Genomic DNA, 23,366 nt, shown 5'->3' with positions numbered 1-23,366 from the left:
TTTACGCCGACAGCAGACCTTGATCGGCAACACGCACAGACTTGACACGGAAGGACACTTCCGCAGCGACCCGGCCTACCTGCCCGAACTCAAGTCCTACCTTCACCAGCTCCTCGCCGACCGGGAACAGATCCGCTCGGCCACTGACCTGCAAGAGTGGGCCAAAGACCGCCTCGCGCCCCGCGAGGAAGAGATCGCACAGTTTCGGGAGCTGATCCGCCGCATCGAAGCCGACCTCGATGACCTCACCGCAGAGGACCGAGCCAGATCGCCGAGGCGGTCACCGTGATCCTCAAGACCCGCCAGGTCGTCAACCTCGGCATGCCAACCATCCGCGCATCTGGCGACGCTGAGGCGGGGTGAGCAGCCGATGAACCAGGACTCCCCACTGACCACGGCACGCCGCCACGACGTCGACCGGCGGCGGCCAACGCGTCCACCAAGCACTCGCGGACATGCACGTCGACGGATCAGCCATCACCATCTCGGCGGTCGCGGTCCGCGCAGGCGTCCACCGCTCGTTCATCCACCGCCACCCAGACCTGCACGCCGCCGTACTCCAGGCATCCGCCACAGCGCTCACGCAGCCATCCCCGGCGGCCACCACCATCAGCCACCGCTCAGTCCTGGCCGAGAACGCCAACCTCCACCAGCACAACCGCAGGCTCGCCCAGCACATCAGCGATCTCGAAGAGCGGCTGGCCGAACTCCTTGGCCAGCAGGCCTTCGACCGCAGCGGCCTGGGCGCCGCCACCAGCACCGCCGCCCTCCAAGACGAGCTGGAGACCCAGAAACAGGCCGTCCTGGATCTACGGCGACGGCTGGAAGAGCGAGAGGAGGAACTCGCCGCCGCCCGCGAAACCAACCGGCGGCTGATGAGCCAGCTCAACCGGACCGGCCCCTGAACAGCGGATGCTCCGACGCCCCGTTTCGGCTTCCGGCTCGCCTGAAGGAGCCACTGACCCGCAGGCGGTGCCCGAAAAGGGCTGTACTGCAACGGCGTTGCCGCCTTACGATCCCGATCATGGACTTCGACGTCGCGCCACTTCTGACGCCATATCCCTGTCCCGGCGGCGACCCGGCTCCCGGCGTCGTCGTTCTCCCCGGCGGGGGGTACACCCACCTCGCCGGGCACGAGGGCAAACCGGTCGCCGAGTGGCTCAACTCCCTCGGCTACGCCGCCTTCGTCCTCGAGTATCCGGTGGGCCCGGACGATATCCACCCGCTTCCGCTCAACACGGCCCGCGCCGCGCTGCGCCACCTGCGCGCCAATGCCGCGCACAACCGCATCGACCCCAGGCGCCTCGGCGTCCTCGGCTTCTCCGCGGGCGGACACCTCGCCGCGCACGTGGCCACGGCTCCGGAGACCTCCCCCGACGCGCGGCCGGACTTCGCGGTCCTGGTCTATCCCGCCTCGTCCTGGGGCTCGATCGAGCCTTTCGGGCCAGGCACGCCACCGCGTGACACGCTGCTCGGTCCTGAACCGACCCGCGCGCAGCGCGATGCCGTCTCCATTGAACTGATAGCCACCGAGGACACCCCGCCCGTGTTGGCCATCCATGCCGCGGACGACTTCGTCATTCCCGTCCGCCACTCCCTGCTCCTGACAGAAACGCTGGCTCGCCTCCGCGTGCCTGTCGAGTTGCATGTCCTGTCGCGCGGCGGCCACGGTTTCGGCCTGGGCGAGGACGACCCGGAGGTCCATCGATGGACGGCCTTGTGCGCAGACTGGCTCCGTCGCTACACCTGACAACTGGTCCCGTCGCCGGATGCCGTAGATTCCCGACAAGAACGCACGGGGCTCATGGCTGGCACCACGAGCGAACTCACCGACCCTCACGCTCGTCTGCGACACCCGTCGTGCACTACTTGGGACGCGATGACGGCCGCTGAGCTGCGAAGACGGAGCGCTCAAGATCATCACCCCGCCGGAATGCTCCAGCACACAGAACACGTACGCGTTGCGATCGGCCAGGCCGTCTTTGCGCGCGGGCTGGCCGAAGACCAGCCTCCGCCACACCCCGGTCACCCCCCGGCGTTGATCAACCGGACCGGCAGCAGGCCAATCCTGCATGGATCCTGCTCAACCTCAACATCGCGCGCTCTGCTGATCCGGATCCCGGTGAGCAGTTACTTGTTCCTGAGGCGGCAGAAGTAGACCAGGAGCGGTGGTGGGCAGTCCGAACGAGGCAGGATCCACGCCGGAGGCGGCTCGCAGATCTACCTCGCCGCCTTCGAACCGTGCGCCTTCGAAGGTGACTTCGCTGCCGTTGAATAGCGCTGTGCCGAAATAGGCCCGAGGTGTGGGCCTGTGCCGGGGACGACATCTGTGGGGGGAATGTCGTCCCCGCACGGCGGGGACTGTCCGCCTCTTCTGCCCGATTCCATGATCATCCCTGCGGGGGTTCCGCCCGGCGTGCCGGGGACGGGCTCTGCCCCGAACGCCGTTCCCGGCCGTGGCGACGCCTCGGGCCAGGTGGCCGAGGCCCCAGCGGGAGATGAGTAGCCGGTCCCGCCGGGGCGGCCCCCCGGTTGTGCCCCTCGGAAAGTCGCGGGGCCATCATGCGGGTGCCGCTGATCGATGTGGAGTACCCCGGGCGGGATCGCGGATGAAGCTTGCCCATTTTTGACCTCGGGGGCGGCTTCCTTTGGGCCCAGGCAGAGTGAACGTGTGGTGTCCTCGCAGGTCACGCCGTAGCGTGGGGAGAGGGTAAGGATTGTGTACCTGCCCGGGTGAGGATGATGACTCTGTTGACGCTGGTGACGCGGCAGCCCGATTGCATGATCGTGGCTCTGCAGGGGGAGCTGGACATATACTCGGCTCCCTGCCTGCGGGCCGCTATCAGCGAGGCGCTGGCAGAGGGGCAGCGCAACCTGCTGGTGGACGCGGCCGGATTGACCTTCTGCGACTCTGAGGGGCTGCAGGCACTGCTGAAGGCACAGGGCGAGGTCACCGGTGCGGGCGGCAGCATGGAACTGGCTCACGTGCACGGCAGGGTCCGTCACGTCCTGGAAATCTCGGGGCTGACCTGTGCGTTCACGATCAGGCCGGAACGCCGTTTCGAGTAGGAAAGGCCGCGCCGGGAACGGGATCCTCATTGCCGTCCCCGGCTACCGCTTTCCTCGGGCCACGTGCCCAGGACCCGCCGAGTGCTCCGGATCGTGCCGGGACGGCCTCCCAGTGGATGAGCGTCCCGAAGTAGGAGGCCGCAAGAGCCACCATGCGGGGCGGGATGGTCGATGTGGAGCATCCTGGGGCGCTTGCGGCAGACACTTGCCCACTTTTGACCGTGCAGGGCGGGGGCTGGGGTCACAGGCAAGGTTCACTACGCGTAGTCGGCGTGTTGCTGATAGGTAGGGGATGCCGCGTCGCCGACCAATCGAAGGTGCGGTGGCGTATCGGCCCGGGGCGTGCGGCGGTCGGCCGCCGACAGGAGGGGACTGGACTCCGCACGCTCCCCATGAGCGGGCTGGGACGGGAGGCTGGCGCGCGCTCCGGCCAGACGGAGGACGAGTTGTAGCCAGGCGTCGGTGATCGCCGACTGCCGGGACGATAGCTGAGGCGTCAGATCATCGTGGCGCACCTGTCCCATCGTGACCTGCGGTAAGCCGAGCAGGCGGCAGGCGCGCCGGTACGTCGGGCGGCCAAAGGGGTCCCGCAAATGCGGCGAAGGACTTCACGACCAAGAAGGCGCGCGTCATCGACGACGGTCGGCCGATCATGGTCGTGAACCTGCTGGCCATGGACGGCACCGACTCCACGAAGATCAAGTTCAATCTGCCGGGTGAGCAAAACCACCTCAAGCCGGGTCAGTCCGTGCGGGTGGAAGGGCTGTGCTACGGCATGGCCCGAGACGGCGAGGTGCGGTGGTGGAGCGCTGATGCGGTGATCCCGCTGAACGGGGGCCGGTGACGGCGCAGCACGTCTACGCTCCGGCCCGCTGGCCAGGCCGCGCACGCGGAGATCCGGCTACGCCGCGACCCGTCCACGTCGTTCTTCACGGTGATACTGCCGGTGCTGCTCCTCGTGCTGGTCTCACTGGTCTTCGGCGAGGCTCGGGTCGCCGCGATCGGGGCTACCCGAGAACCTGTTCGCGGACGTGGCACCGAAGGTGCCGGCGTCCTGGCGGGCGCAGGCTGCGGTCGAGTCGCCGTCGCATCTGCGGCGCCGTGCGCCCAGTTCGCAGGCGTCCGCGGTGACGTTGCTGGCCGCGCTGTTGGTGGAGTGGGAGCGGGAGGTCACCGATGCGCCGGCGGATCTGCTGATCGCCACGGTGCGCCGGATACCTCTCATTGTGCGAGTCCTTCCTGTGTGCGTGTGCCCTTCACCGTGCTCGCGGCGACATCTGTCACGCGGGTGTGGTGCGGCCCCGCCGCCCCGGCGGGCGGAGGGGCCGTGACCTGCTGGGAACCGATCTATCCGAGCACCGGGTAGTTCGCGCGGAACACGTTGTGGGGGTCACGGGCCCGCTTGATCTCCCGCAGCCGCGCGAGCGCGCTGCCGGAGAAGGACTTCGCCGCCGTCTCACCGGGGGACAGCAGGGTGTACGGCTTGCGGCCGCTGATGTAGGCCTCCAGGTCGGCCACGACCTCGGCCTGCTTGGCGCGCGTCGCATCGGCCGCGTGCGGCAGGCCGAGACCCAGCAGGCCGAGCAGGTACGGCTCAGCCACCGCGCCGCTCGCACCGGCCCCGCCGCCCGGCTCGGCGAGCGCCCCGCCCAGGTGCCTGATCTGCAGGTTGATGAGCGGTTCGACCGGCTTGGCCAGCAGGAGCTCCACCGCGTCCGCGTCCAGGCCGGTGAGCAGCTCCGCACGAGCGATGGATGGGGCCGGATCGGTGGGCTCGGCGGCGATGTCACCCAGGTCGGCAACCGGGACAACGCCGCGGCTGTCGAGGATCGCGCCCTCGATCTTGTCGAGGCGCGCCAGCAGGTCCTCCCCCTGAGCCGCCTCACCTAAGTAGGCCAGATCCAGCGTCACCATCGGCGACGCGCCGGGTGGCTGGAGCCGGTTGATCCAGACACTGAGTTCACGCGGCGCCTCGGCGGTGATCTCCAGGAACGCGTCGTACACCTCCCTGGTCCGGTGCTCCGGCCAGATCACGCGCCCGCCGTACAGGGCCGGCGCGGGATACAGCTCGAGTTCGAGGCCGGTCACCACCGCGAAGTCCCCGCCACCGCCGCGCAGCGCCCAGAACAGCTCGGGATCGGACTCGGCGGTCACCCGGCCCGGCTCGCCATCGGCGTCCACGATGTCGATAGCCCGCACGCTGTCGGAGGCCAGGCCGTACTTGCGGCTGAACCAGCCGACCCCACCGCCCAGGGTGTAGCCGGTCACGCTGACCCCCGGCGCGCTGCCGGACAGGCCGGTCAGACCCAGCGGACCGGCCGCCGCCAGCACCTGCCCCCACTTCACGCCCGCGCCCACCCGGACCACGCGCTCCTCCGCGCGTACCTCCACCTCGTTCAGCAGGCCGGTACGCAACAGGATCAGGCCTTCCACATCACCCGAGGCACCATGCCCGCTCGGCTGCGCGGTCACCGTCATACCCGCCCGCCGCGCGTAACGCACGAGCGCCGCCACGTCATCGGCATCCGCGGCCTCCGCCACGGCCGCCACCGGCTGCCTGACGGTCAGATTCCACGCGGTGGCCGCCTGTTCAAAGCCGTCGTCATCGGCCAGGAGCACGCGCCCCTTGAGGACACCGCGCAGATCGTTGATCGTCATTGTCGTCTCCCTTTTCGAGTTGTCAGAGAATGCGGACGTCAGGCGGGCTGCGCGGCGGTCGCCGGGGTGGTGCTGGTCTCGCGGAGGGTCAGCAACCCCGTGACCGCGATCAGCGCCGCGGTCAGGCCGTGGATGCCGAGCGCGGCGGCCGTGGATCCGTGGTGGGCCAGGACGTTGACCATGTCGCCGAACGGGGCGACGGCCACCATCAGCAGGACCCAGCCCAACGGGCGGCGGTAGCCCGTCACTAGCAGGATGCCCATGGCCAGGCCCATCGCGATCTCGCGGCTGCCCTTCACGATGGAGAAGCCGCTGCCGTCAGAGGGCCAGTTCGCCAGCCCCGGGAAGGTGGTCCCGAGGGGCAGGACGAAGGACAACCCGAGGTAGAGGGTGAACAGGACGACGACGGCGGCCAGGACGGTGTTGAGCTTCTTCAGCGACATGGTCGTTCTCCTTGTATGTACGGACGGGCAGAGTTCAGCCGCGGACACGGCGGATATGGCGGGCGTAACGGGGGCGGCCGATGACGTGCCAGATGACGCGGACCGGGGCGGGAAGGCCGCTGAGGACGATGGCGCGCTCGGCCGGGTTCGCGTCTTCCAGGACGGCGCCGAAGAGCGTGAGCAGGGTGAGCTTGGGAGTGTTGTTCACCAGGTGGTCGCCTAGGGAGGCCCACTCCTGTTGGGTGATGTGCTTGGCCGCGAGCGGGAGGAGGGTGGCCTCCTCGTCGTCGAGGTGTTCCAGCAGGACCGCGCGGTGCTCGCAGAGGGCGGCCGCCAGGGTGTCGCGTTCGTCGGCGCCCGCGGTGGCCTCCCAGGCGGGGACCGAGGCGTCCAGCCTGCTCAGGGTGGCCGCGACGCGTTCGTGCTGGGCCTGCATGCGCAGGACAATGTCGGCCTCCAGGTCCACCCGGGAAAGGAGCGGCGGCCACAGCAGCTCGTCCTCGCCCTCGTGATGGTTGTGCAGGCCCAGCCGGTAGACGCGGAAGTGGCCGGCGATCACCTTGGCGCGAGCGGTGTCACCCGGGGCGACGGCCGCCACGAGCTCCACCAGCAGCCGTGACTCACGGCGGAGCACGCGGTGGACGATCTCCATGTCCCGGGTGTTGACGCTCATCTGTTCCCGCCCCTTCATCGGTTGCGATGTGTTCAGGCTGCTCCTGGGTGTTTGGAGGGGATTTGGAGGGGACTTGGAACGTCCACGTAAGATATGCGGATCATGGTCTTCATCCGGGTGCTGGGCTCTTTCGTGGCCGAGGTCGGCGGCGAGCCCGTTCCCTTGGGCGGGCCGCGGCAGCGGGGCGTGCTGGCGTTGCTGGTGGCGGCGCGTGGGCAGGTCGTGCCGGTCGACCGGATGATCGAGGATCTGTGGCGCGGGGAGCCGCCCGCGCGGGCGCTGATGTCCCTGCAGGCGTACGTGTCCAACCTGCGCCGACTGCTGGAGCCCGGACGCCCGCCGCGCACGCCGGCCCGGCTGCTGGTGAGCGCGGCGCCGGGTTATGCGCTGCGGCTGCCACCGGAGGCGGTGGACGCGTGGCGGTTCGAGGGCCTGCTGGGCCAAGCGCGTACGGACACCGACCTACGCGCCGCGCAGGCTCGGCTCGCCGAGGCGCTGGGGCTGTGGCAGGGACCGGCGTTCGCCGAGGTCGCCGACGAGCCGTGGGCCGCCGCCGAGACGGCCCGGCTGAACGAGCTGCGCCTGGCTGCCACCGAGCTGCACGTCGCGGCGGGTCTGCGCATCGGCGACCCCGCCGCGGTGGTTCCCGAGGCCGAGCGGCTCACCCGCGACGAGCCCCTCCGCGAGGAAGGCTGGCGGCTGCACGCCCTGGCACTGTGGAGCAGCGGCCGCCAAGCCGACGCGCTGGCGACACTCCGCCGCGCCCGCGGCATCCTCGCCGAGGAGCTCGGGCTCGACCCTGGCCCGGACCTGACGGCGTTGGAGGAGGCGATCCTCACCCAGCGCACAGACGTCCTACGCGCGACCGTGCCCCCGCCCCCGCTGACCGCACCGCTGCCGCAGGTGGCCCCTCTCCCGGGGACGGCTCCGATCGTCGAGGCGCCGTTCGTGGGACGCGAGGCCCAGCTGTCGGCACTGGTCACGGCCGCCACCGGGGCCGCCACCGACGGAGCCCGTATCGCCCTTGTCACCGGGGAGGCCGGGCTCGGCAAGTCGACGCTGCTGGAACACCTCGGCAGGCGGCTCGAACGTGACGGATGGCTGGTCGCCGTCGGCCGCTGCCCCGAGGTCGACAGCGCGCCGCCCGCGTGGGCCTGGACTGAGGCGCTCAGAGCCGTCGCCGCGTCCAGGTCCCCGGGCGAGTTCGCCGACGACCTCGCGCCGCTGCTCACCGACACCGGGCCGGTGAACGCCGACGCCACCGCTGGACGGTTCCGCCTGCGCCAAGCCGTGTGGAAGTGGCTCGCGGCGGTCGCCACGGAACGCCCGGTCGCCGTCGTACTGGACGACCTGCACTGGGCGGACGCCACCACGCTGGAACTGCTCGGCGGCGTCCTCGGCATGCGGGCACCGATCCTGGCCGTCGCCTCGTACCGCGCGGACGAGAGCGGGCACCTCACCGAAACGCTGGCCTCCCTCGCGCGCGCCACGCCCCTCCGCCTAGCGCTGCCGGGGCTGAACGACGAGGCCGTCGCGGAGCTCGTACGGACCGAGTGCGAGGCCGACGAGGAGACCATCGCAGGGATCGCCGAGCGCACCGGCGGCAACCCGTTCTACGTGCGCGAAAGCGCCCGGCTGCTGAATGGCGAAGGCGCGCTGGTCGCCCTCTCCGAGGTCCCCGAAGGCGTACGGGACGTCCTGCGCCGACGGCTCGCGCGCCTGCCCGAGGGAGGCGTGTCCGTCCTCCGGCTGGCCGCGGTCGCAGGCCGGGAAAGCTCAGTGGACGTCCTCGTCAAGGCCGCCGACACCGACGAGGACGGCGTGATGGACGCGCTCGACGCGGGCGTCATCGCCGGGCTCCTCGACGAGCCCGGCCCAGGACTCATCCGCTTCGTCCACGCCCTCGTCAGGGACACGCTCATCGCCGACGTCAGCAGATTGCGTGCGACCCGGATGCACGCCCGGATCGCCGCCGCTCTTGAAGGCACCGACGACATCGCGGCGCTGGCCCACCACTACGCGCGCGCCGGCTCACCGAAGGCCGTCGGCTACTGCGTCCAGGCCGCCGAGCTTGCCGAGGCCCGCTACGCCCACGACGTGGCGGCCGACCTCCTCACCGATGCCGTCGCCAACTCGACCGGACCGGACGAACGCGTCGCATTGCTCGGCAGGCTGCTGCGCGCGCAGATCCGGGCGGGGGCCGTCGCAGCCGCGCGCGAGACGCGCCGTGAAGCCGTGGAGTACGCAGAGTCTCTGGGCCGCGACGACCTGATGATCGCCGCATTCACCGCGTGGACAGAGCCGACCGCCTGGCAGGCCCGTACGTACGGCACGGTGGACCGGCCCATCGTCGACCGCCTGAGCCGCCTGCTGAAGCGTGACCTGACCCCTTCGGTGCGGTCCCGGCTCCTGACGGCGTACGCGCACGAACTGGTCGGCGAGGACGACCCGACGGTTGTAGAGGCAGCGCAGGAGGCACTTGACCTCGCCACCGAACCCCGGTTGCGGGCCGCGGCACTCGAGATCCTGACCCGAGTCCACGGCGACGCCGAGCTCTGCCGGGAGCTCGTGGAGATCGGCACCGAGCACGACCTGCCGGTCTACCGCGTCACTGGGCTGCTCAACCATGCCAGCGGCGCCGCCGACGCCAACGACCCGGTGACCATGCACCAGGTGATCACCGAGGCCCTGGAACTCGCGCGCACCTACCGAATGCGCGAGGCGATCGCCGTCGCCGAGATCACGCTGGCGAGCCTGGCGCTCATCGAAGGCCGATTCGCCGACGCCGAACTCCTCTACATCAAGGCCGACGAGGGCATGCGGCGCATCGGATCGGTGCACGCCACGGGCTTTCTCCAACTCGCCCTGGCCACGATCTGGCTGAACGACGGCACGCTCGGTGCGCACCTGGACGACGTGCGCGCCCTCCACGCCGCGCTCGGCCCCATGGTCTCCGACCTGCTCACGCTCGCCCTCCACGCCAACGGCCTGGACGCCGAAGCCCGCGAGGTGCGCGCGTCACCCTGCCCGATCCGCCCCGACTTCTTCTTCACCTTCCTCACAACGTTGCGCGCGATGGCCATCGTCGCCTTGAACGACCGCGATGCCGCCGAGGAGATCTACGCGACGCTGCTTCCGCATCGCAACGGCCCCCCGGCGGGCGCCACGAGCCTGGCGCTTCGCCCGGTCGCCCACACCCTGGGTGAACTGGCCGTCTTCCTCGGCCGCACCGACGAGGCCGCCGCCCACTTCACCCAGGCCGCCACCATCGCCGACCACTGGAACGCACCCCACTGGGCCGCCGAGGCCCAGTTGCGAACGACCACCTAGCCTCTGCCCACGGCGCCGCACATCTGTGACACAGAACTTGCATTATCTGTCACACAGGCGGCCTTCGGGCCGTGTCCGCCCAGCTCGGCGCCTGCCGCCACGACGGCGACTCGGCTACATTGTGTGTCACATCGCCTGCCCGGGCCAGTGTTCCCGCGATGAGGGTGGCCAGCATCTCCTCCAGGGTGGCGGCGAAGTCCATGCGCAGGGCCGCGAGAGAGGGATCCGCCTCGTACGCGGCGAGCATGGCTGCGGAGGGCCGGGCGTGGGTCCACGCCGCGCCGATCACCATGATCGCCTGGGCACAGAACTGGTCGGCGTGACCGCCGAGTTCGGGCAGGTGACGGCGGGCCAGCGCGGCCAGGGCTGCGACATTGTCGAGGGCGGATCGCTTGTAGCGGGCGGCCACGTCGGCGGAGACGTTGTGCTCAAGGACGCCGGCTTGGGCACTGAGCAGGTCGCACAGCACCCGGTTCTGCGCCAGGGAACGGGTCAGGACGGCGGCGAACTCCTGTCCGCGCTGGAGCACCGCAGCGTCCGGGGCGATCGCGGCGTCCAGCTGCTCGGGGAGCTTGGCCGTCCACTGCCGCCAGTGGTGGTCCAGGAGTTCCAGCAGGACCGCCTCGCGTGACTCGAAGTACCGCAGCACGTTGGACTTCGCCAGGCCCACGCGTCGGCTCAGCTCGTTCAGGCTGACCGCGCTGACCGGCATCTCGTCGAGCATGGCCGCCGCGGTGTCGAGGATCGTCCGCTGCCGGATCTCGCGCTGTTCCTCGCTGCGCGCCCGCTGGAAAGTCGCCATGCGCCCATCTTACAGACTGCCGGTCTTTTGGCATCAGACCTTCGGTCTCTTAATGTTTGACAGATAAGAGACCGACGGTCTTCTATAGCGGTCGTCGGTTGCGCCACCAGCACGTGAAAGAGGTCCAACGTCATGAGCGTTTCCAGCGTCGCCCTGGTCACTGGAGCAACCACCGGCATCGGCAAGGAGACCAGCCTGGCCCTGGCTCGCGCAGGCCATGCGGTCGTCGTCTCCGGCCGCCGCAAGGAGGCGGGAGAAGCCGTCGCCCGTGAGATCCGCGGCAACGGCGGCGAAGCCGCCTTCATCGCCGCCGATGTCGACTCTGAAGAGTCCGTCACCGCGCTGATCGCAGCCGCCGTCGAACACTTCGGCCGGCTCGACATCGCGGTCAACAACGCCGGGGTCTCCCTCGACACCGGCCGCCTGGCCGACGAGCCCACCAGCCGCTTCCAGCAGATGCTCACCACAAACGTGCTCGGCGTCTTCTGGGGCATGAAGTACCAGATCCAGCAGATGATGGCCCAGGACAACCCCGGCGGCGCCATCATCAACCTGGCCTCGATCGCGGGACTGGGCGGCATGCGTTACGCGGCCAACTACTCCGCCACCAAGCACGCCGTGGTCGGCCTGACCAAGTCCGCCGCACTGGAGTACGCCACCGACAACATCCGCATCAACGGTGTCGCCCCCGCCGCGATCAAGACCGACATCCTCAGCACCGCCATCGAGGCGGGCACCTGGGACGAGGCCACCATCGCAGCCCTCCAGCCGGTCAACCGGATGGGCCGCCCCACCGAGGTCGCCGAAGCCATCACCTGGCTCGCCTCACCGGCGGCGTCCTTTGTCACCGGGACCATTCTCAACGTCGACGGCGGCTACAAGGCCCAGTAAGAGACCCGCTGCCACCATCGCCGCGAAGCAGTTCCTGGACCCGCACATGGAGGAACGCATCAGCTTCGATGGCAGCGGCGGCCTGCCAGTCGAGGACATACCGATTGGTCGATAGCGCAACAGGTACGACGCCCCACTCGCAGCCAGGGTGGTGCGTCGTACGCCGCCGAACCGCTACCCCCTGCGATTCCGACCGTCGCGAGATTCCGCCCAGAGACAGATTCAACGAGCCCATCACCGTTGGCCTGGTCGCCACCGGCGGGCCGTGCTGGGCGCCGGCTGGGGGCGCGGTGCGGCCGTGGGACTGGTCACTTAAATTGCAATGGCACTTGGTCAATGCCTTTCAGCGCCCAGGTCAAGGCACTATTCCACCACGGCCGAAGATCATCGAGGCTGATCACCTAGGCGCTTGTTCTTTCCCGCGCGGCCTTCCCACTGCAATCTTAATGACGTTTCGTAGTGAAATCGTGTGATTATCTGCAGGTCAAGGCGGAATGGTCACGTAAATTTCAGCGGGAACGGTCATCACCTTGCAATCGACTAGCTCACTGCCTATGGCTCCGGGGAGGGTGTGCGTCGGCCAGCACTGATCGGGAGCTCGCTGGAAAAATTCGCGATGGCTCGACTGGCTTTGAGCACACGTGGCCGCGGTCCCGCGGCCAGATCCGGTCAGTTTCGGGCGAACAGGGCTGGGGTCGTGGTCATATCCCAACGAGATTTCTCGATAAGCGCTGTGGCGCAGGTCAGCGGTGTGTTGGGGTTGTAGCGCGGACAAGCGGGTCTCGATTTAGGCATACCGGCAAGTAGTAACGCAGCATCCCCGGTACGGTGACGATTCGTGCCGCATGAGTATCTGTCTGACGAGCAGGTGGGCCGGTACGGCCGGTTCATGGCGGACCCGACGCCCGAAGAGCTGGAGCGGTTCTTCTTCCTGAACGGCCTCGCTGTAGTCGCGGGGAAATTTCCAACGGATTTGCCTGACCTGCGGCGATACGCGGGTCTGGACGGCAGTCACGAGGCGTCTACGGTGGGATCATGGGCGACGACGAGCCGAGGTTCGGCTACGGCCAAGGGCGGCGGCCGCTGTGGAGCGAGCGCGATCGCGATGCCGAGCGAATCCGGGACGCACTGCGTGCTGCCGGGCTGATGGAGTTCAGCGACGGCCGGGCCGGGTTCGTGGTGGAAGGCGGGGGCGCAGAGCGGCCCTTCCTGGTGGCTTTCGCCGGGCCCGCGAGCGGTGCCGGGGACCAGGTTGCCGCGTACGCGGCAGCGCTGAGGACGGCCGGAATGCGGGCCGAGCCCGACTCCGATGACGAGCAGACCCTGCGAGTGTGGCCGACCTGATGAGCGGTCGGCCGCCATGGTGTGGTGCGGTCAGCGGGGGCGGCGCCGCTGGATGGGGTCGGCTTCGGCAGTGATGCGGGCGGAGGTCTCCTCACCCAGACGCACGTAGCGGCCGAGGCTGGCCAGATGCTGGTGGCGGCTCTTGGCCTGCAGCTCGGGCGCGGTGCGGCCAGCTTGGGCGAGGTGCTGGAGCGCCGAATGACGCAGCTGATGCAAGGTCCACCCTTGGCGGTGCGGGTCGAGTTCGGCCGAGGCGGTCTTGAACAGGTATTCGGCGCGCGGGTAGGACAGGCGGCCCCGCCCGGTGATGGGACAGACGTCGCCGGATGCCGGCGCGCGGCGGCCGGAGGCGGGAGCGCGCCGGTCGGCCAGGAACACCGGCCCGGCGGTGCGGCCGATCAGCAGGCGGGGCAGCAGCCGGGCCGTCGGGGTGGCCCAGTGCACGTACTCGATGGCGCCGCCCTTGCTGGTGACGCGGGCGCGGCGGAACTCCAGGTCGAGGTCCTCGACGTTGAGGGTGAGGATCTCCTCGGCTCTGGCGGCCGTGTCGTACAGCATCCGCCACAGCAGGCGTTCGCGCAGAGCGTGCTTGGGGTCGGTGAACAGCTTGTCCAGGCGGGCGGCGGGGATGGCGCGATCGCCACGGCGCGCGGCCTTGCGGCGCTCCAGCCGCCGGGCGGGGTTGGTGGCCAGCAGGTCCTGGCGCTGGGCCCAGGTGGTGAAGGAGACCAGCGCGGACAGGTGGCGGTTCCAGGTTGCGGCGGCCGCGGTGCTCCACTGGTGCATCACCGCGGCGTACTGCTCGGGGGTGAGCGCGGCGACCGGGTGCTGCGGCCCGGCCACGGTGGTCAGCCGGGCGAGGGTCTGGGCGTAGCCGGCGCGGGTGGTGGCCGCCTGCAGGGACTCCAGGAAGCGCTCGACAGCGGCCTCGACCGGCGATCCGGTCGTCGGGCCGGTGGCGGGATCGGCCGGCGGGGTGGACGGGCCGGGGAAGGCCACGACGGACACGGCGTCCTCCTGGCAGACGATGTGACACATAATGTAGCCGAGTCGGCCGCGCGGCGGCGGACGGCGAGCTGGGCGGACGCGATCCGCTGAGGGCGAGTGTGACAGATAATGCAACTTCTGTGTCACATGTATCACTCCGCTGTTCCTCCTGCGGGGGATGCGTCCTCGGATCCCGCGAAAACTACGACGAGCTCCAGCCCGCCGGCCGGGTTGGAGCTCGCTCGCACGTCGGCCCCGTGGGCCTTCGCGATCGCTGCGACGATCGACAAACCGAGCCCGGCACCCTGTCCGGGGGTCGTGTGGAGCCGTCGGAAGGGCTTGAAGAGGTCGCCGAAACGTTCCGGGGGCACGTGCGGGCCGGTGTTACGGACCGTCAGCGCTCCGCGGGAGAGCGTTACCTCAACGGTTCCGCCGGGATGGTTGTAGCGGACCGCGTTGTCGAGGAGGTTGGTGACGAGCCGGTTCAGCAGGACAGGGTCCCCGTCGACGACGAACGGCTCTGCCTGCCCCGTCACACTGACGCCGTCGGCATCTCTTTCCGCCAGGGCGCGCCGTACCACCTGGTCCAGGGCCACCGGACTCCTGTTGTCCAGGCCGTGTTCTGCCTGGGCCAGGACCAGCAGGGCGTCGATGAGGTTCTCCGCGCGGCGGTTGTGGCGCAGGAGCGTGCCGCGGATCTCGCCGACATCCTCGGGAAGCCCGATCTCGATCGCCGCCCGTTGGACGGCCAGCGGAGTCCGCAGCTCGTGGGAGGCGTTCGCGATGAACCGCCGCTGCCCTTCGACGGAGCGTTCAAGCCGGTCGAGCATCGCGTCGAAGGTGTCGGCCAGTTCCTTCAGCTCGTCCTTCGGCCCGGCGAGCGCGATCCGTTCATGCAGGGTCGACAGGGACAGCCGCTGCGCGGTGGCGGTGATCCGGTGGATGGGCCGCAGGATCCGCCCAGCGAGCAACCACCCGACGGCCAACGAGACCAGTGTCAGGGCCCCGACCGTCAGCGCGGTCACCTGCCACTGGTAGCCGATCACGTTGTTCACCAGTTCGGGCAGCTGTGGTAGCCGATCGTTCGGCACGCCCCGCGGCGGCGCCGCCCCTCCGCCAGCCAGCCGGCCGATCCGCACGTCCAGCGCCCGGCGCAGCAGGAGGTTGACCGTGACCAGCAACACAACCGAGGTGAGCAGGAACAGCCCGGAGTAGATCAGGGTGAGCCGTACCCGGATCGTCGTCACAGCAGGTATCCCGCGCCCGGAACGGTCTGGATGCACGGTGGGTCGCCCAGCTTGGCCCGCAGACGGCTGATCAGGACCCGCACCACTGTGGTGAACGGATCGGCGTTCTCGTCCCAGGCCTCTTCAAGTAGCCGTTCGGAGCTCACGACCGCGCCGTCCGCCCTCATCAGCACCTCAAGGACGGCGAACTCCTTGAGTGACAGATGCAGGTGCCGCCCGTCCCGCGAAGCTTGCAGCCGGTGCCTGTCGAGCACGATCCCGTGCCGCATCAGCACCGGTGGCACCTGCGACTGGCTGCGCCGCCCCAACGCCTGCACTCGTGCGACCAGCTCGGTGTAGTCAAAAGGTTTGGGCAGGTAGTCGTCGGCCCCCATCCCGAGACCTGCGACTCGTTCCGGCACCGACGCCGCCGCCGTCAACATCAGGATCCGCGTACGGCTCCCGCGCGCCACCAGCTCACTGCACACGAGGTCGCCGTGAATCTCGGGCAGGTCCCGGTCCAGCACGAGAACGTCGTAGTCGTGCACCGCCAGCCGCTCCACCGCGGCGGCCCCGTCGTACACCACGTCGACGGCCATGGCATGGCGGCGCAACCCCACCGCCACGAGATCGGCCAGGTCGCGTTCGTCTTCGGCCACCAGAATCCGCATCCGACGTTCATACTCGAACCGGCGTTTCAATGGCGTTAACGGATCCGTTCACGACCGTGTAACCCGCTTCAGGCCACGCTGGCGGCCATGATCAGAGCCCTCTGCGCGGCCGTCCTGGTGGCGGCCTGCTCCATATCCGCGCCCGGGTCCACGCTCGAATCGTCCCCATCGGCCACCACAGACGGGGGCTGCACCACCAGCACGCCGCCACCGCCGCAATCGGCACCGCCGACATCAGTGAACACGCTCCGGCAGGCGTACTTCTGCGTACTGGACAACTATTACAGCGGCTCCGTCATGGATTCGAAGGAGCTGCTGAAGAGCGCCTTCGCCGCCTATACCCAGAACCTGATGGAGCGCGGCGCGGATCGGGCCGGCCTTCGGCTGCCCGCCCTGACCGGGAACCGCGACACCGACTGGCCCGCCTTCGCGAAAGTCCTCGGCGCCGGCGACCCCGCCGCCCTGCGCGCTGCGATCACCGGCATGGTCGCCGGACTGCACGACAACCACGCCCGCGCGGTCAGGCCGACCCCGTCGCAAGAGGGCGGGCCAACCGGAACGGGCATCGTGGGCATATCGGCCCGCCAGGGCCAGCAACTCGACCCGGCGGCCAGGCCGCCGTTGTTCATCACCAGCGTCCTGCCTGGCAGCCCCGCCGCCAAGGCCGACATCAGACTCGGCGACATCATCGTCAAGGCCAACGGCGTGCCGGCGTTCATCGGGAACACCGTGAACCAGAGCATCGTCGAAGCCTTCGCCACCAACCCGGTAAAGCTCACGCTCAAGCGCCCCACGACGGGACGGACCCGCACCGTCGAGCTCAAAGAGGGCCCCATCACGCGGCAGCCCCCGGCGGTGACGTCGAAGAAGCTCGCCGACGGCGTCACCTACATCCAACTGCCCGGATTCTACGAAGGCGCCGCCGACCAGGTCATCGCCAAGCTGCGGGACAAACCGAAGGCCGTGGTCCTCGATCTGCGCGGCAACGGCGGCGGGTCACCTCGCGAGGTCACCCGGCTGCTCGGCGCATTCGCACACGGCAAGGTCACCAGCTACTTCTGCCCACTCAAGGGCGAGTGCGTGCCCAACCGGACCGACGACAGCGTCCCGCTGCTTGGCTCGCGCCTGATCGTCCTCACCGACCGTGGGTGCGCCTCGGCCTGCGAGGACTTCAGCGCGGCAGTCAAAGACAACGGCCTAGGCACCCTCATCGGAACCCGCACCGCCGGAGCCGTCTCCGGCCCCAGCGAGGCATACCTCCTCGACGACGGCAGCGCCGTGCTCCTGCCCAAGGTCCGGCACCTCGGCCCCGCCCGCGAAATCATCGACACGATCGGCGTGCCGGTCGACCACTACGCCCCCATGACCGCGCTCGACCTGGCCACCGGGCGCGACCCGGGTGTGGCCAAGGCACTGGCGCTTGTTTGACGCGCTTGCCGCAGCGGCCGGCCGCCTCTCTCGCCGTCGTCGACACCCAGCGCCCCGCTATGGCCGAGCCGGACCCGCTCGACCGCAGAGCTGTCGGCGGAGGGCATCGTGCTCCCGTTTGAGGCGGGCCTGCGCCGGCTCAAGACCCGTAAGCAGAACTGGACCCATCCGAAGGAGTGGATCGTGAACAATGCCGTCGGCACGCCCGTACTGAGCGCCCGCGGGCTGCGGAAGGAGCATGGTAAAGGGGAGGGATTGGTGCGCGCCGTCGACGGCGTCGATCTCGACGTCTGCGCGGGAGAGACGGTGGCGATCATGGGGCCGAGCGGCTGCGGTAAGTCGACGCTGCTGCACCTGCTCGGCGGGCTGGACCGGCCCTCGGCCGGCGAGGTGTCGCTGAACGGCCGGCGCATCGACAACATCGGCGAGAAGGCGCTGGCCCGGATGCGGCGTACCGAGGTCAGCTACGTCTTCCAGTCCTTCCACCTGATGGAGGAGCTCACCGCCGTCGAGAACGTCGAGCTGGCGGCGCTGCTGGCCGGACGCTCGCCGCGGGTCGCCCGGCGGCGCGCGGAGGAGCTGCTGGATCAGCTCGGGCTCGCCGGCCGGGCGCGGTTCCTGCCCTCTGCGCTGTCGGGCGGCCAGCGGCAGCGGGTCGCGGTCGCCCGGGCGCTGATCAACGAGCCGCTGGTCGTCCTGGCTGACGAACCGACCGGAAACCTGGACAGCGCCGCCACCTTGGACGTCCTCCAGCTCTTCAAGGACCTGCACGAGTCCGGGCAGACGCTGGTCATCGTCACCCACGACGCGCGGATCGCGGCCACTGCGGACCGGAAGTTCTCGATGCGCGACGGCGCGTTCGTGGACGAGACCTGGCTGACCGGCGGCACCACCGGGCAGCTCGGCGCGCTCGTCCGGCTGGAGGATTGACCGCAATGGGCCGCATCCTTCTCGTGATCCGTCTCGCCCTGCGAGATCTCCGGCGTCGCCGTACCGAGGCCGCGCTTCTGCTGATCGCCATCCTGGCCGCCACCACGACGCTGACGCTCGGGCTCGTCCTGCGCGACGCGGCCGGCGACCCGTACCAGAGCACCCGGGCGGCGACCAAGGGACCCGACGTGGTCGCCAACGCCAACCTCGCCGGCCTCACTGAGCTCGGGAAACTGGCCACCGCCTCCGGCGTCACCGAGCACAGCGGACCGTACCCCGTCATCGCAGGAAAGCTCGAGGCGTCCGGCCGGACGTCGGATGTCCAGGCCATGGGGCGCGACGCCACCGTCGCGGCGGTCGATCAGCCCGAGGTGACGCAAGGCAAGTGGGTCAGCGACGGCGGCGTGGTGATCGAGGCCGCCTTCGCCGACTCACTCGATGTGGGCGTCGGTGACTCGGTCGCCCTGGGCGGCAGGTCGTTCAAGGTCGTCGGCGTCGCGGTCACCGCCGCCATGCCGCCCTATCCCGGAGCGTCCTGCATCGTCTCCACCGGCTGTATCAACGGCGCCATCCCCGACGACCGGAACCTGCCGGCGGGGTTGCTGCACAATCCCGGGCTGGTCTGGCTCACCCAGGCGGACGTGCGGAGCCTCGCCTCGGACCGAAGCTCCCTGTCCTACGTGATGAACCTGAAGCTGGCCGACCCGGACAAAGCGCAGGCATTCGTCGACCGGAGCGGCGGCGATCATGGGGGCGCCATGCCGATGCAGACCTGGGAGAGCATCCTCGCCGACGCCACCGACCTGGCCAAAGACTCCCAGATCCTGCTGCTCATCGGCGCCTGGCTGCTCGGCCTGCTCGCCGTGGCCAGTCTCTCGGTGCTGGTCGGCGGCCGGATGGCCGACCAGCACCGACGCGTCGGACTCCTCAAGGCAGTCGGCGGCACCCCGAGTTTGGTCGCTGCCGTGCTGCTCGCGGAGTATCTCCTTGTGGCCGTCGTCGCGGCCGCGGCGGGGCTGACGATCGGAGCGCTGACCGCTCCGTTGCTCACCGAGTCCAGTGCCGGCCTCGTCGGCAGCGCGGGGACGGCGTCGTTGACCTGGTCCACATGCGGTCTGGTGACCGCCGTGGCACTCGGCGTCGCCGTGGTGGCGACCGCTGTTCCGGCCGTGCGCGGCGCCCGCTCCAGCACCGTCAGCGCGCTGGCCGACGCGGCACGCCCACCTCGCCGCACCGGTTGGCTAATCACTCTCTCAGCGCGACTGCCCGTCCCGCTGCTGCTCGCTCTGCGCGTCGCCGCCCGCCGGCCGCGACGGGTGGTGCTGGGCGTGGTCAGCATCGCGGTCACTGTCAGCGGCATCTACGTCCTGCTGGTGCTCAACGCCTTCCTCGCCGACCAGCCAGGCACCGGCGCATACACCGAAGCTCAGGTGGCGGTCCTGCGGCACGTGCTCCTGGTCTGGACGGTCATCCTGCTCACCCTGGCGGCGGTCAACGCCATCGTCATCACCTGGGCGACGGTGCTCGACAACCGGCATGCGTCGGCGCTGGCACGCGCCCTCGGCGCCACCCCGCGGGAAGTGACCGTCGCCCTGGCGACCACGCAGGTGCTGCCCGCGCTCCTCGGTGCCGTCCTGGGTGTCTTCCCGGGAGGGTTCCTGCTGTTCGCCGCCATCAACACGATCACCGGCGGCGACAGCGACAAGGCCACGCTTCCCGCACCCTGGCAGATGATCGCCCTGGTGCTGGCGACCGTGCTCGTGGTGGCGGCGCTTACCTCCGTTCCCGCCCACCTTGGCGGCCGCCGTCCCGTGACCGCGACTCTCTAAGCTGACCACCACGGCAAGCCTGATGATGCCGTGTAGATCCGTTCCTTGAGCCGCTCACCTCGGCCGAAGCACACGATCTCCTGCGGCGCGGCACCGGTCAGGCGATGCGGCTCCACGCCACCATAGCGCCGGCCTCGGTGCCGGCCTCGGTGCCGCACCCGCTCCGCATCGAGGTCGACATGCATCAGCCGCGCGCGGCGGATCTGGCCGCGCTCCTGCGCAGCGTCACCCGGCGCGGGCGCACCGTCGCCTTCGACGCCGAGACCATGACGGCCGTCTACGGCATGCTCCACGTCATCGTCGCGCTCACCCAGAACGGGTCGTAAGCACCAAGGGGTGGCCCGCGCCCGGCGCGGAGCCACCCCTTACGATCAACCGCCTACGCCATCGCCTGCCAACAGCACCGGGGTCAGGGCGTCAGCCCCAGCTCACGCAGCTGCGCGGGCCGCAGCGGCCGCCAGCCGCCGCCGTCCAACTTGGCCAGCTCCGCCTCCACATCCACGGTGATCACGCCGAAGAAGTTGACGTTCTCGCTGTGCGCCGGGGAGATGTGGGCCAGCAGCTCGTTCGGCACGTCCCGGCCTGCCGCACGCAATTGCCGCACGGCCAGCGAATAGTACTCCGTCGTCCAGGTGATGACAGCGTTGGTCAAAACGGTCAGACACCACGCCTGGTCGGTCTGATCGGCCAGGGCCGGCTTGGTGACGGCGCCCTGCTGGGCGTAGTGCAGGTCCCGGCGCAGCGCGTGCAGGCTCTCGCCCTTGTTGAGCTGGCGGGCGATCTTCCTGCGGTAGGCCGGGTCCGACAGATACTTCGCCGCGTGCAGGGTGCGGCGCAGCATGCCCCACTCCTTCAGCGCCGCGGCCAGGGTGTTCTGCCGGGAGGCGGCCGACCACTTGCCCACCACCAGCGAGGCGGTGGCCTGGCCGTACTTCAGCGACCCGGCCATCCGCAGCAGGTCCGGCCAGCACTCGGTGATCAGGTCCTCATTCCAGCGGGTGCTCAGCAGCGGGCCGGCGTGCGGGTAGCGCTTGACCGTCTCGGTGGGGGTGTCGTCCCGGATCAGGGTGATCTTGCCCAGATCGCGGATGCGCGGGGACAGCAGCTTGCCCACCAGGTCGAACAGGGCAAAGTTGATCAGGGTGACGCCGTGGGTATCGGTCGCGTGCTCGAACAGGGGCAGATCGGTGGCGTTGCCCAGAAAGTCGTCCAGGACGAAGTGCGCCTCGCGCGCGTTCGGCACGATGATCTTGGTGCCGAAGGTGGAGTGCTGATCCGACACGTGCGTATAGGACGACAACACCTGGCCGCCGTGGATGGTCATGTCCCGGGCGGTCGTGCTCTTCCCGCGCACCGGGAAGCGCTGCCCGTCAGAGGAGGACATGGTGCCGCCGCCGAACACCTTCGACAGCTCCAGGCCATGGTGGTGGTTGACCAGGCAGGTGTTGGCTTCGCGCAGCGTCTCCTCCCGCACGTACCACTCCTGCGTCCAGCGCAGCACGTCGTAGCCGATGCCGCAGGCCTCCGACATCCTGGCCAGCCCTAGGTTCGTGGCATTGGCGATCAAGACGCTGAGGATGTTGCGCTTGGTCTCGGTCGACGTGCTGATCTTGCGGCCACCGGCGTGGGTGAAGCAGTCCAGAAACCCGGTGCGCACGTCCAGCTCGATCAGCAGCGAGGCGATCGGCGCGAACGGCAGCATCCCGGTCAGCTCGGCCTTCAGCTCCTTGACCTCGCTCGGCACGTCCTCGGCCGACAGCGGCGGGATGACCAGCTTGTCGTCCTCATCCAGCCGGACGGCGCCGGTGTCGTCCGGCAGCGCCTGGGCCAGCGTCTGCTCCAGCTGGGCCAGCGCGGCGTGCAGTTCCTCCTTGCCCTGCTCGATCGCCTCGGCCGCGTCGGCCGGCTTGCGGACCAGCTTGCAGAAGTCGGCACGCCGCGGCGCCCACTGCTCGGGCGTGTACAGGTAGGTGGCCGGGTCGGCGTAGCGGCGCGAGCCGGGCACGAAGATGTCGCCGGAGCGCAACCCGTCGCGCAGCGCCAGCACCACGCACAGCTGGGGCCTCCCCCTGAGATGTGGACACCTTGAGTGCCGGATCATGGAGATCCGGAGACAAGGAGTTCCTCGTGGCCATGAAGGCCTACCCGCCGGAGTTCAAGGCGGATGCCGTCGCGCTGGTGCTGTCGTCGCCTGAGCGGACGCTTTCGTCGATCGCCGATGATCTGGGCGTCAGCCGGGAAACGCTGCGGATCTGGGTTCGCGATGCGCGAGCTGCGGGCGCGGGATCGACAACGACTGCCAAGGCGGGGCCGGCGAAAGGGCCGGTGGGCCGGGCGGTAGTCTCCGACGACGTGCTTGAGGCCGAGAACAAGCAGCTCAAAGCCCGAATCCGGGAGTTGGAGCTGGAGCGGGACATTCTGCGTCGGGCGGCGAAATATTTCGCCGGGGAGACGAACTGGTGATGAGTCGCTTCCAGTTCGTTGCCGACCACCGTGACGCCTTCGGGGTGAAGCGACTGTGCCGTGTCCTTGAGGTCTCCCGGTCGGGGTTTTATCGATGGCAGGCCGCCGCCACGGCGCGGGCGGCGCGGGCCGCGGCCGACGCCGCGCTTGCCGAACAGATCCGCATGATCCACGCCGAGTGGGAGGGCAGCTACGGCAGTCCGCGGGTGACCGCCGAACTGCGTGATCAGGGCCGTCGGGTCAACCACAAGCGGGTCGCCCGGATCATGCGCATCTTTGGGATCGTCGGGGTACACCTGCGCAAGAAGGTTCGCACCACGGTCCCCGGCCCGTCCCATCAGGCGGTTGCCGACCTGCTGAAACGCGACTTCACCGCCGCTGCGCCGAACCAGCGCTACGTGGGCGACATCACCTATCTGCCCATCGGTGATGGCGAGTTCCTCTACTTGGCGACCGTGATGGACCTGCACTCACGGCGGCTGGCGGGCTGGTCGATCGCCGACCATATGCGCACGGACCTGGTGGCCGACGCGCTGCGCTCGGCGGCCCTGACCCGGGGCGGAGACCTGTCCGGGGCGATCTTCCATAGTGATCATGGAGTGCAGGGCGGATTCAACCGGTG

The 23,366-nt window shown here is 69.6% G+C and carries 20 protein-coding genes and 3 pseudogenes; 13 read left to right on the top strand and 10 right to left on the bottom strand.

Annotated elements, in window-relative coordinates:
• Positions 1 to 19: 19 nt before the first annotated feature.
• From ACTWQA_RS33515 to ACTWQA_RS33495, 5 genes and pseudogenes are all read left to right on the top strand, one after another.
• Complete coding sequence (locus tag ACTWQA_RS33515) at positions 20 to 289, top strand: hypothetical protein (protein ID WP_443162992.1); 270 nt, start codon at positions 20 to 22, stop codon at positions 287 to 289.
• Between the two features lie 151 nt (positions 290 to 440).
• Positions 441 to 905, top strand: a pseudogene (locus ACTWQA_RS33510) (hypothetical protein); the annotation flags it as partial.
• Between the two features lie 119 nt (positions 906 to 1,024).
• The gene (locus ACTWQA_RS33505) at positions 1,025 to 1,750 is read left to right on the top strand and encodes an alpha/beta hydrolase (RefSeq protein ID WP_443162991.1); all 726 of its coding nucleotides are present in this window, start codon (positions 1,025 to 1,027) and stop codon (positions 1,748 to 1,750) included.
• Between the two features lie 989 nt (positions 1,751 to 2,739).
• Positions 2,740 to 3,069: an STAS domain-containing protein gene (locus ACTWQA_RS33500; RefSeq protein ID WP_443162990.1), complete on the top strand. Its 330-nt coding sequence runs from the start codon at positions 2,740 to 2,742 to the stop codon at positions 3,067 to 3,069.
• Positions 3,070 to 3,721: 652 nt separating this feature from the next.
• Positions 3,722 to 3,913, top strand: coding sequence for a hypothetical protein (locus tag ACTWQA_RS33495; RefSeq protein WP_443162989.1), 192 nt, complete (start codon positions 3,722 to 3,724; stop codon positions 3,911 to 3,913).
• Between the two features lie 123 nt (positions 3,914 to 4,036).
• Here the strand turns inward: ACTWQA_RS33495 and ACTWQA_RS33490 are convergent, their stop codons facing one another.
• From ACTWQA_RS33490 to ACTWQA_RS33475, 4 genes are all read right to left on the bottom strand, one after another.
• Positions 4,037 to 4,294 carry a hypothetical protein gene (locus ACTWQA_RS33490; RefSeq protein ID WP_443162988.1) on the bottom strand — a complete coding sequence of 86 codons (258 nt, stop codon included), beginning with the start codon at positions 4,292 to 4,294 and terminating at the stop codon, positions 4,037 to 4,039.
• A 122-nt stretch (positions 4,295 to 4,416) separates the two neighbouring features.
• Positions 4,417 to 5,727 (bottom strand): FAD-binding protein, encoded by a 1,311-nt coding sequence (locus ACTWQA_RS33485; RefSeq protein ID WP_443162987.1) that lies wholly within the window; start codon positions 5,725 to 5,727, stop codon positions 4,417 to 4,419.
• A gap of 38 nt (positions 5,728 to 5,765) precedes the next feature.
• A complete protein-coding gene (locus tag ACTWQA_RS33480; protein ID WP_443162986.1) occupies positions 5,766 to 6,170 on the bottom strand; it encodes a DUF4267 domain-containing protein in 405 nt (134 codons plus the stop codon).
• A gap of 34 nt (positions 6,171 to 6,204) precedes the next feature.
• Positions 6,205 to 6,843: a hemerythrin domain-containing protein gene (locus ACTWQA_RS33475; RefSeq protein WP_443162985.1), complete on the bottom strand. Its 639-nt coding sequence runs from the start codon at positions 6,841 to 6,843 to the stop codon at positions 6,205 to 6,207.
• 102 nt (positions 6,844 to 6,945) lie between these two features.
• Between ACTWQA_RS33475 and ACTWQA_RS33470 the strand changes: the two genes are divergently transcribed.
• Positions 6,946 to 10,173, top strand: a complete 3,228-nt coding sequence (locus ACTWQA_RS33470) for a BTAD domain-containing putative transcriptional regulator (protein ID WP_443162984.1) — start codon at positions 6,946 to 6,948, stop codon at positions 10,171 to 10,173.
• Positions 10,174 to 10,222: 49 nt separating this feature from the next.
• Here the strand turns inward: ACTWQA_RS33470 and ACTWQA_RS33465 are convergent, their stop codons facing one another.
• Positions 10,223 to 10,975 (bottom strand): TetR/AcrR family transcriptional regulator, encoded by a 753-nt coding sequence (locus ACTWQA_RS33465; protein ID WP_443162983.1) that lies wholly within the window; start codon positions 10,973 to 10,975, stop codon positions 10,223 to 10,225.
• 132 nt (positions 10,976 to 11,107) lie between these two features.
• Between ACTWQA_RS33465 and ACTWQA_RS33460 the strand changes: the two genes are divergently transcribed.
• A complete protein-coding gene (locus ACTWQA_RS33460; RefSeq protein WP_443162982.1) occupies positions 11,108 to 11,866 on the top strand; it encodes an SDR family NAD(P)-dependent oxidoreductase in 759 nt (252 codons plus the stop codon).
• Between the two features lie 1,035 nt (positions 11,867 to 12,901).
• Complete coding sequence (locus ACTWQA_RS33455) at positions 12,902 to 13,210, top strand: hypothetical protein (protein ID WP_443162981.1); 309 nt, start codon at positions 12,902 to 12,904, stop codon at positions 13,208 to 13,210.
• A gap of 30 nt (positions 13,211 to 13,240) precedes the next feature.
• Here the strand turns inward: ACTWQA_RS33455 and ACTWQA_RS33450 are convergent, their stop codons facing one another.
• The 4 genes from ACTWQA_RS33450 to ACTWQA_RS33435 form a co-directional block, all read right to left on the bottom strand.
• The gene (locus ACTWQA_RS33450; protein WP_443162980.1) at positions 13,241 to 14,218 is read right to left on the bottom strand and encodes a tyrosine-type recombinase/integrase; all 978 of its coding nucleotides are present in this window, start codon (positions 14,216 to 14,218) and stop codon (positions 13,241 to 13,243) included.
• Positions 14,219 to 14,349: 131 nt separating this feature from the next.
• Positions 14,350 to 15,444, bottom strand: a complete 1,095-nt coding sequence (locus tag ACTWQA_RS33445) for a HAMP domain-containing sensor histidine kinase (RefSeq protein ID WP_443162979.1) — start codon at positions 15,442 to 15,444, stop codon at positions 14,350 to 14,352.
• Positions 15,441 to 16,094: a response regulator transcription factor gene (locus ACTWQA_RS33440; protein ID WP_443162978.1), complete on the bottom strand. Its 654-nt coding sequence runs from the start codon at positions 16,092 to 16,094 to the stop codon at positions 15,441 to 15,443. The genes ACTWQA_RS33445 and ACTWQA_RS33440 overlap by 4 nt, the downstream gene beginning before the upstream one ends.
• Before the next feature lie 68 nt (positions 16,095 to 16,162).
• The gene (locus tag ACTWQA_RS33435) at positions 16,163 to 16,339 is read right to left on the bottom strand and encodes a hypothetical protein (RefSeq protein ID WP_443162977.1); all 177 of its coding nucleotides are present in this window, start codon (positions 16,337 to 16,339) and stop codon (positions 16,163 to 16,165) included.
• On the opposite strand from ACTWQA_RS33435, the gene ACTWQA_RS33430 reads away from it, so the two are divergent.
• From ACTWQA_RS33430 to ACTWQA_RS33415, 4 genes and pseudogenes are all read left to right on the top strand, one after another.
• Positions 16,332 to 17,522 (top strand): S41 family peptidase, encoded by a 1,191-nt coding sequence (locus ACTWQA_RS33430; protein ID WP_443162976.1) that lies wholly within the window; start codon positions 16,332 to 16,334, stop codon positions 17,520 to 17,522. The genes ACTWQA_RS33435 and ACTWQA_RS33430 overlap by 8 nt on opposite strands.
• 183 nt (positions 17,523 to 17,705) lie before the next feature.
• Positions 17,706 to 18,452 (top strand): ABC transporter ATP-binding protein, encoded by a 747-nt coding sequence (locus ACTWQA_RS33425; protein WP_443163004.1) that lies wholly within the window; start codon positions 17,706 to 17,708, stop codon positions 18,450 to 18,452.
• A 5-nt stretch (positions 18,453 to 18,457) separates the two neighbouring features.
• The gene (locus ACTWQA_RS33420; RefSeq protein WP_443162975.1) at positions 18,458 to 20,281 is read left to right on the top strand and encodes an FtsX-like permease family protein; all 1,824 of its coding nucleotides are present in this window, start codon (positions 18,458 to 18,460) and stop codon (positions 20,279 to 20,281) included.
• Between the two features lie 68 nt (positions 20,282 to 20,349).
• Positions 20,350 to 20,607 (top strand): annotated as a pseudogene (locus ACTWQA_RS33415) (M55 family metallopeptidase); the annotation flags it as partial.
• 83 nt (positions 20,608 to 20,690) lie between these two features.
• Here ACTWQA_RS33415 and ACTWQA_RS33410 read toward each other — a convergent pair.
• On the bottom strand, positions 20,691 to 22,331 hold the full coding sequence (locus tag ACTWQA_RS33410; RefSeq protein WP_443162974.1) for a Tn3 family transposase: 1,641 nt from the start codon (positions 22,329 to 22,331) through the stop codon (positions 20,691 to 20,693).
• Positions 22,332 to 22,408: 77 nt separating this feature from the next.
• Here ACTWQA_RS33410 and ACTWQA_RS33405 point away from each other — a divergent pair.
• Positions 22,409 to 23,349 (top strand): annotated as a pseudogene (locus ACTWQA_RS33405) (IS3 family transposase); the annotation flags it as partial.
• Positions 23,350 to 23,366 lie beyond the last annotated feature (17 nt).

Source organism: Nonomuraea sp. 10N515B, assembly GCF_052245915.1.
Classification (GTDB): domain Bacteria; phylum Actinomycetota; class Actinomycetes; order Streptosporangiales; family Streptosporangiaceae; genus Nonomuraea.
This window is presented reverse-complemented; position numbering and strand designations above follow the sequence as displayed.

What these genes read in the sequence shown, in the direction of transcription:
- ACTWQA_RS33505 (WP_443162991.1), top strand. Translation starts at nt 1,025, where the DNA reads ATGGACTTCGACGTCGCGCCACTTCTGACGCCATATCCCTGTCCCGGC.
- ACTWQA_RS33500 (WP_443162990.1), top strand. Translation starts at nt 2,740, where the DNA reads ATGATGACTCTGTTGACGCTGGTGACGCGGCAGCCCGATTGCATGATC.
- ACTWQA_RS33495 (WP_443162989.1), top strand. Translation starts at nt 3,722, where the DNA reads ATGGTCGTGAACCTGCTGGCCATGGACGGCACCGACTCCACGAAGATC.
- ACTWQA_RS33490 (WP_443162988.1), bottom strand. Translation starts at nt 4,294, where the DNA reads ATGAGAGGTATCCGGCGCACCGTGGCGATCAGCAGATCCGCCGGCGCA.
- ACTWQA_RS33485 (WP_443162987.1), bottom strand. Translation starts at nt 5,727, where the DNA reads ATGACGATCAACGATCTGCGCGGTGTCCTCAAGGGGCGCGTGCTCCTG.
- ACTWQA_RS33480 (WP_443162986.1), bottom strand. Translation starts at nt 6,170, where the DNA reads ATGTCGCTGAAGAAGCTCAACACCGTCCTGGCCGCCGTCGTCGTCCTG.
- ACTWQA_RS33475 (WP_443162985.1), bottom strand. Translation starts at nt 6,843, where the DNA reads ATGAGCGTCAACACCCGGGACATGGAGATCGTCCACCGCGTGCTCCGC.
- ACTWQA_RS33470 (WP_443162984.1), top strand. Translation starts at nt 6,946, where the DNA reads ATGGTCTTCATCCGGGTGCTGGGCTCTTTCGTGGCCGAGGTCGGCGGC.
- ACTWQA_RS33465 (WP_443162983.1), bottom strand. Translation starts at nt 10,975, where the DNA reads ATGGCGACTTTCCAGCGGGCGCGCAGCGAGGAACAGCGCGAGATCCGG.
- ACTWQA_RS33460 (WP_443162982.1), top strand. Translation starts at nt 11,108, where the DNA reads ATGAGCGTTTCCAGCGTCGCCCTGGTCACTGGAGCAACCACCGGCATC.
- ACTWQA_RS33455 (WP_443162981.1), top strand. Translation starts at nt 12,902, where the DNA reads ATGGGCGACGACGAGCCGAGGTTCGGCTACGGCCAAGGGCGGCGGCCG.
- ACTWQA_RS33440 (WP_443162978.1), bottom strand. Translation starts at nt 16,094, where the DNA reads ATGCGGATTCTGGTGGCCGAAGACGAACGCGACCTGGCCGATCTCGTG.
- ACTWQA_RS33420 (WP_443162975.1), top strand. Translation starts at nt 18,458, where the DNA reads ATGGGCCGCATCCTTCTCGTGATCCGTCTCGCCCTGCGAGATCTCCGG.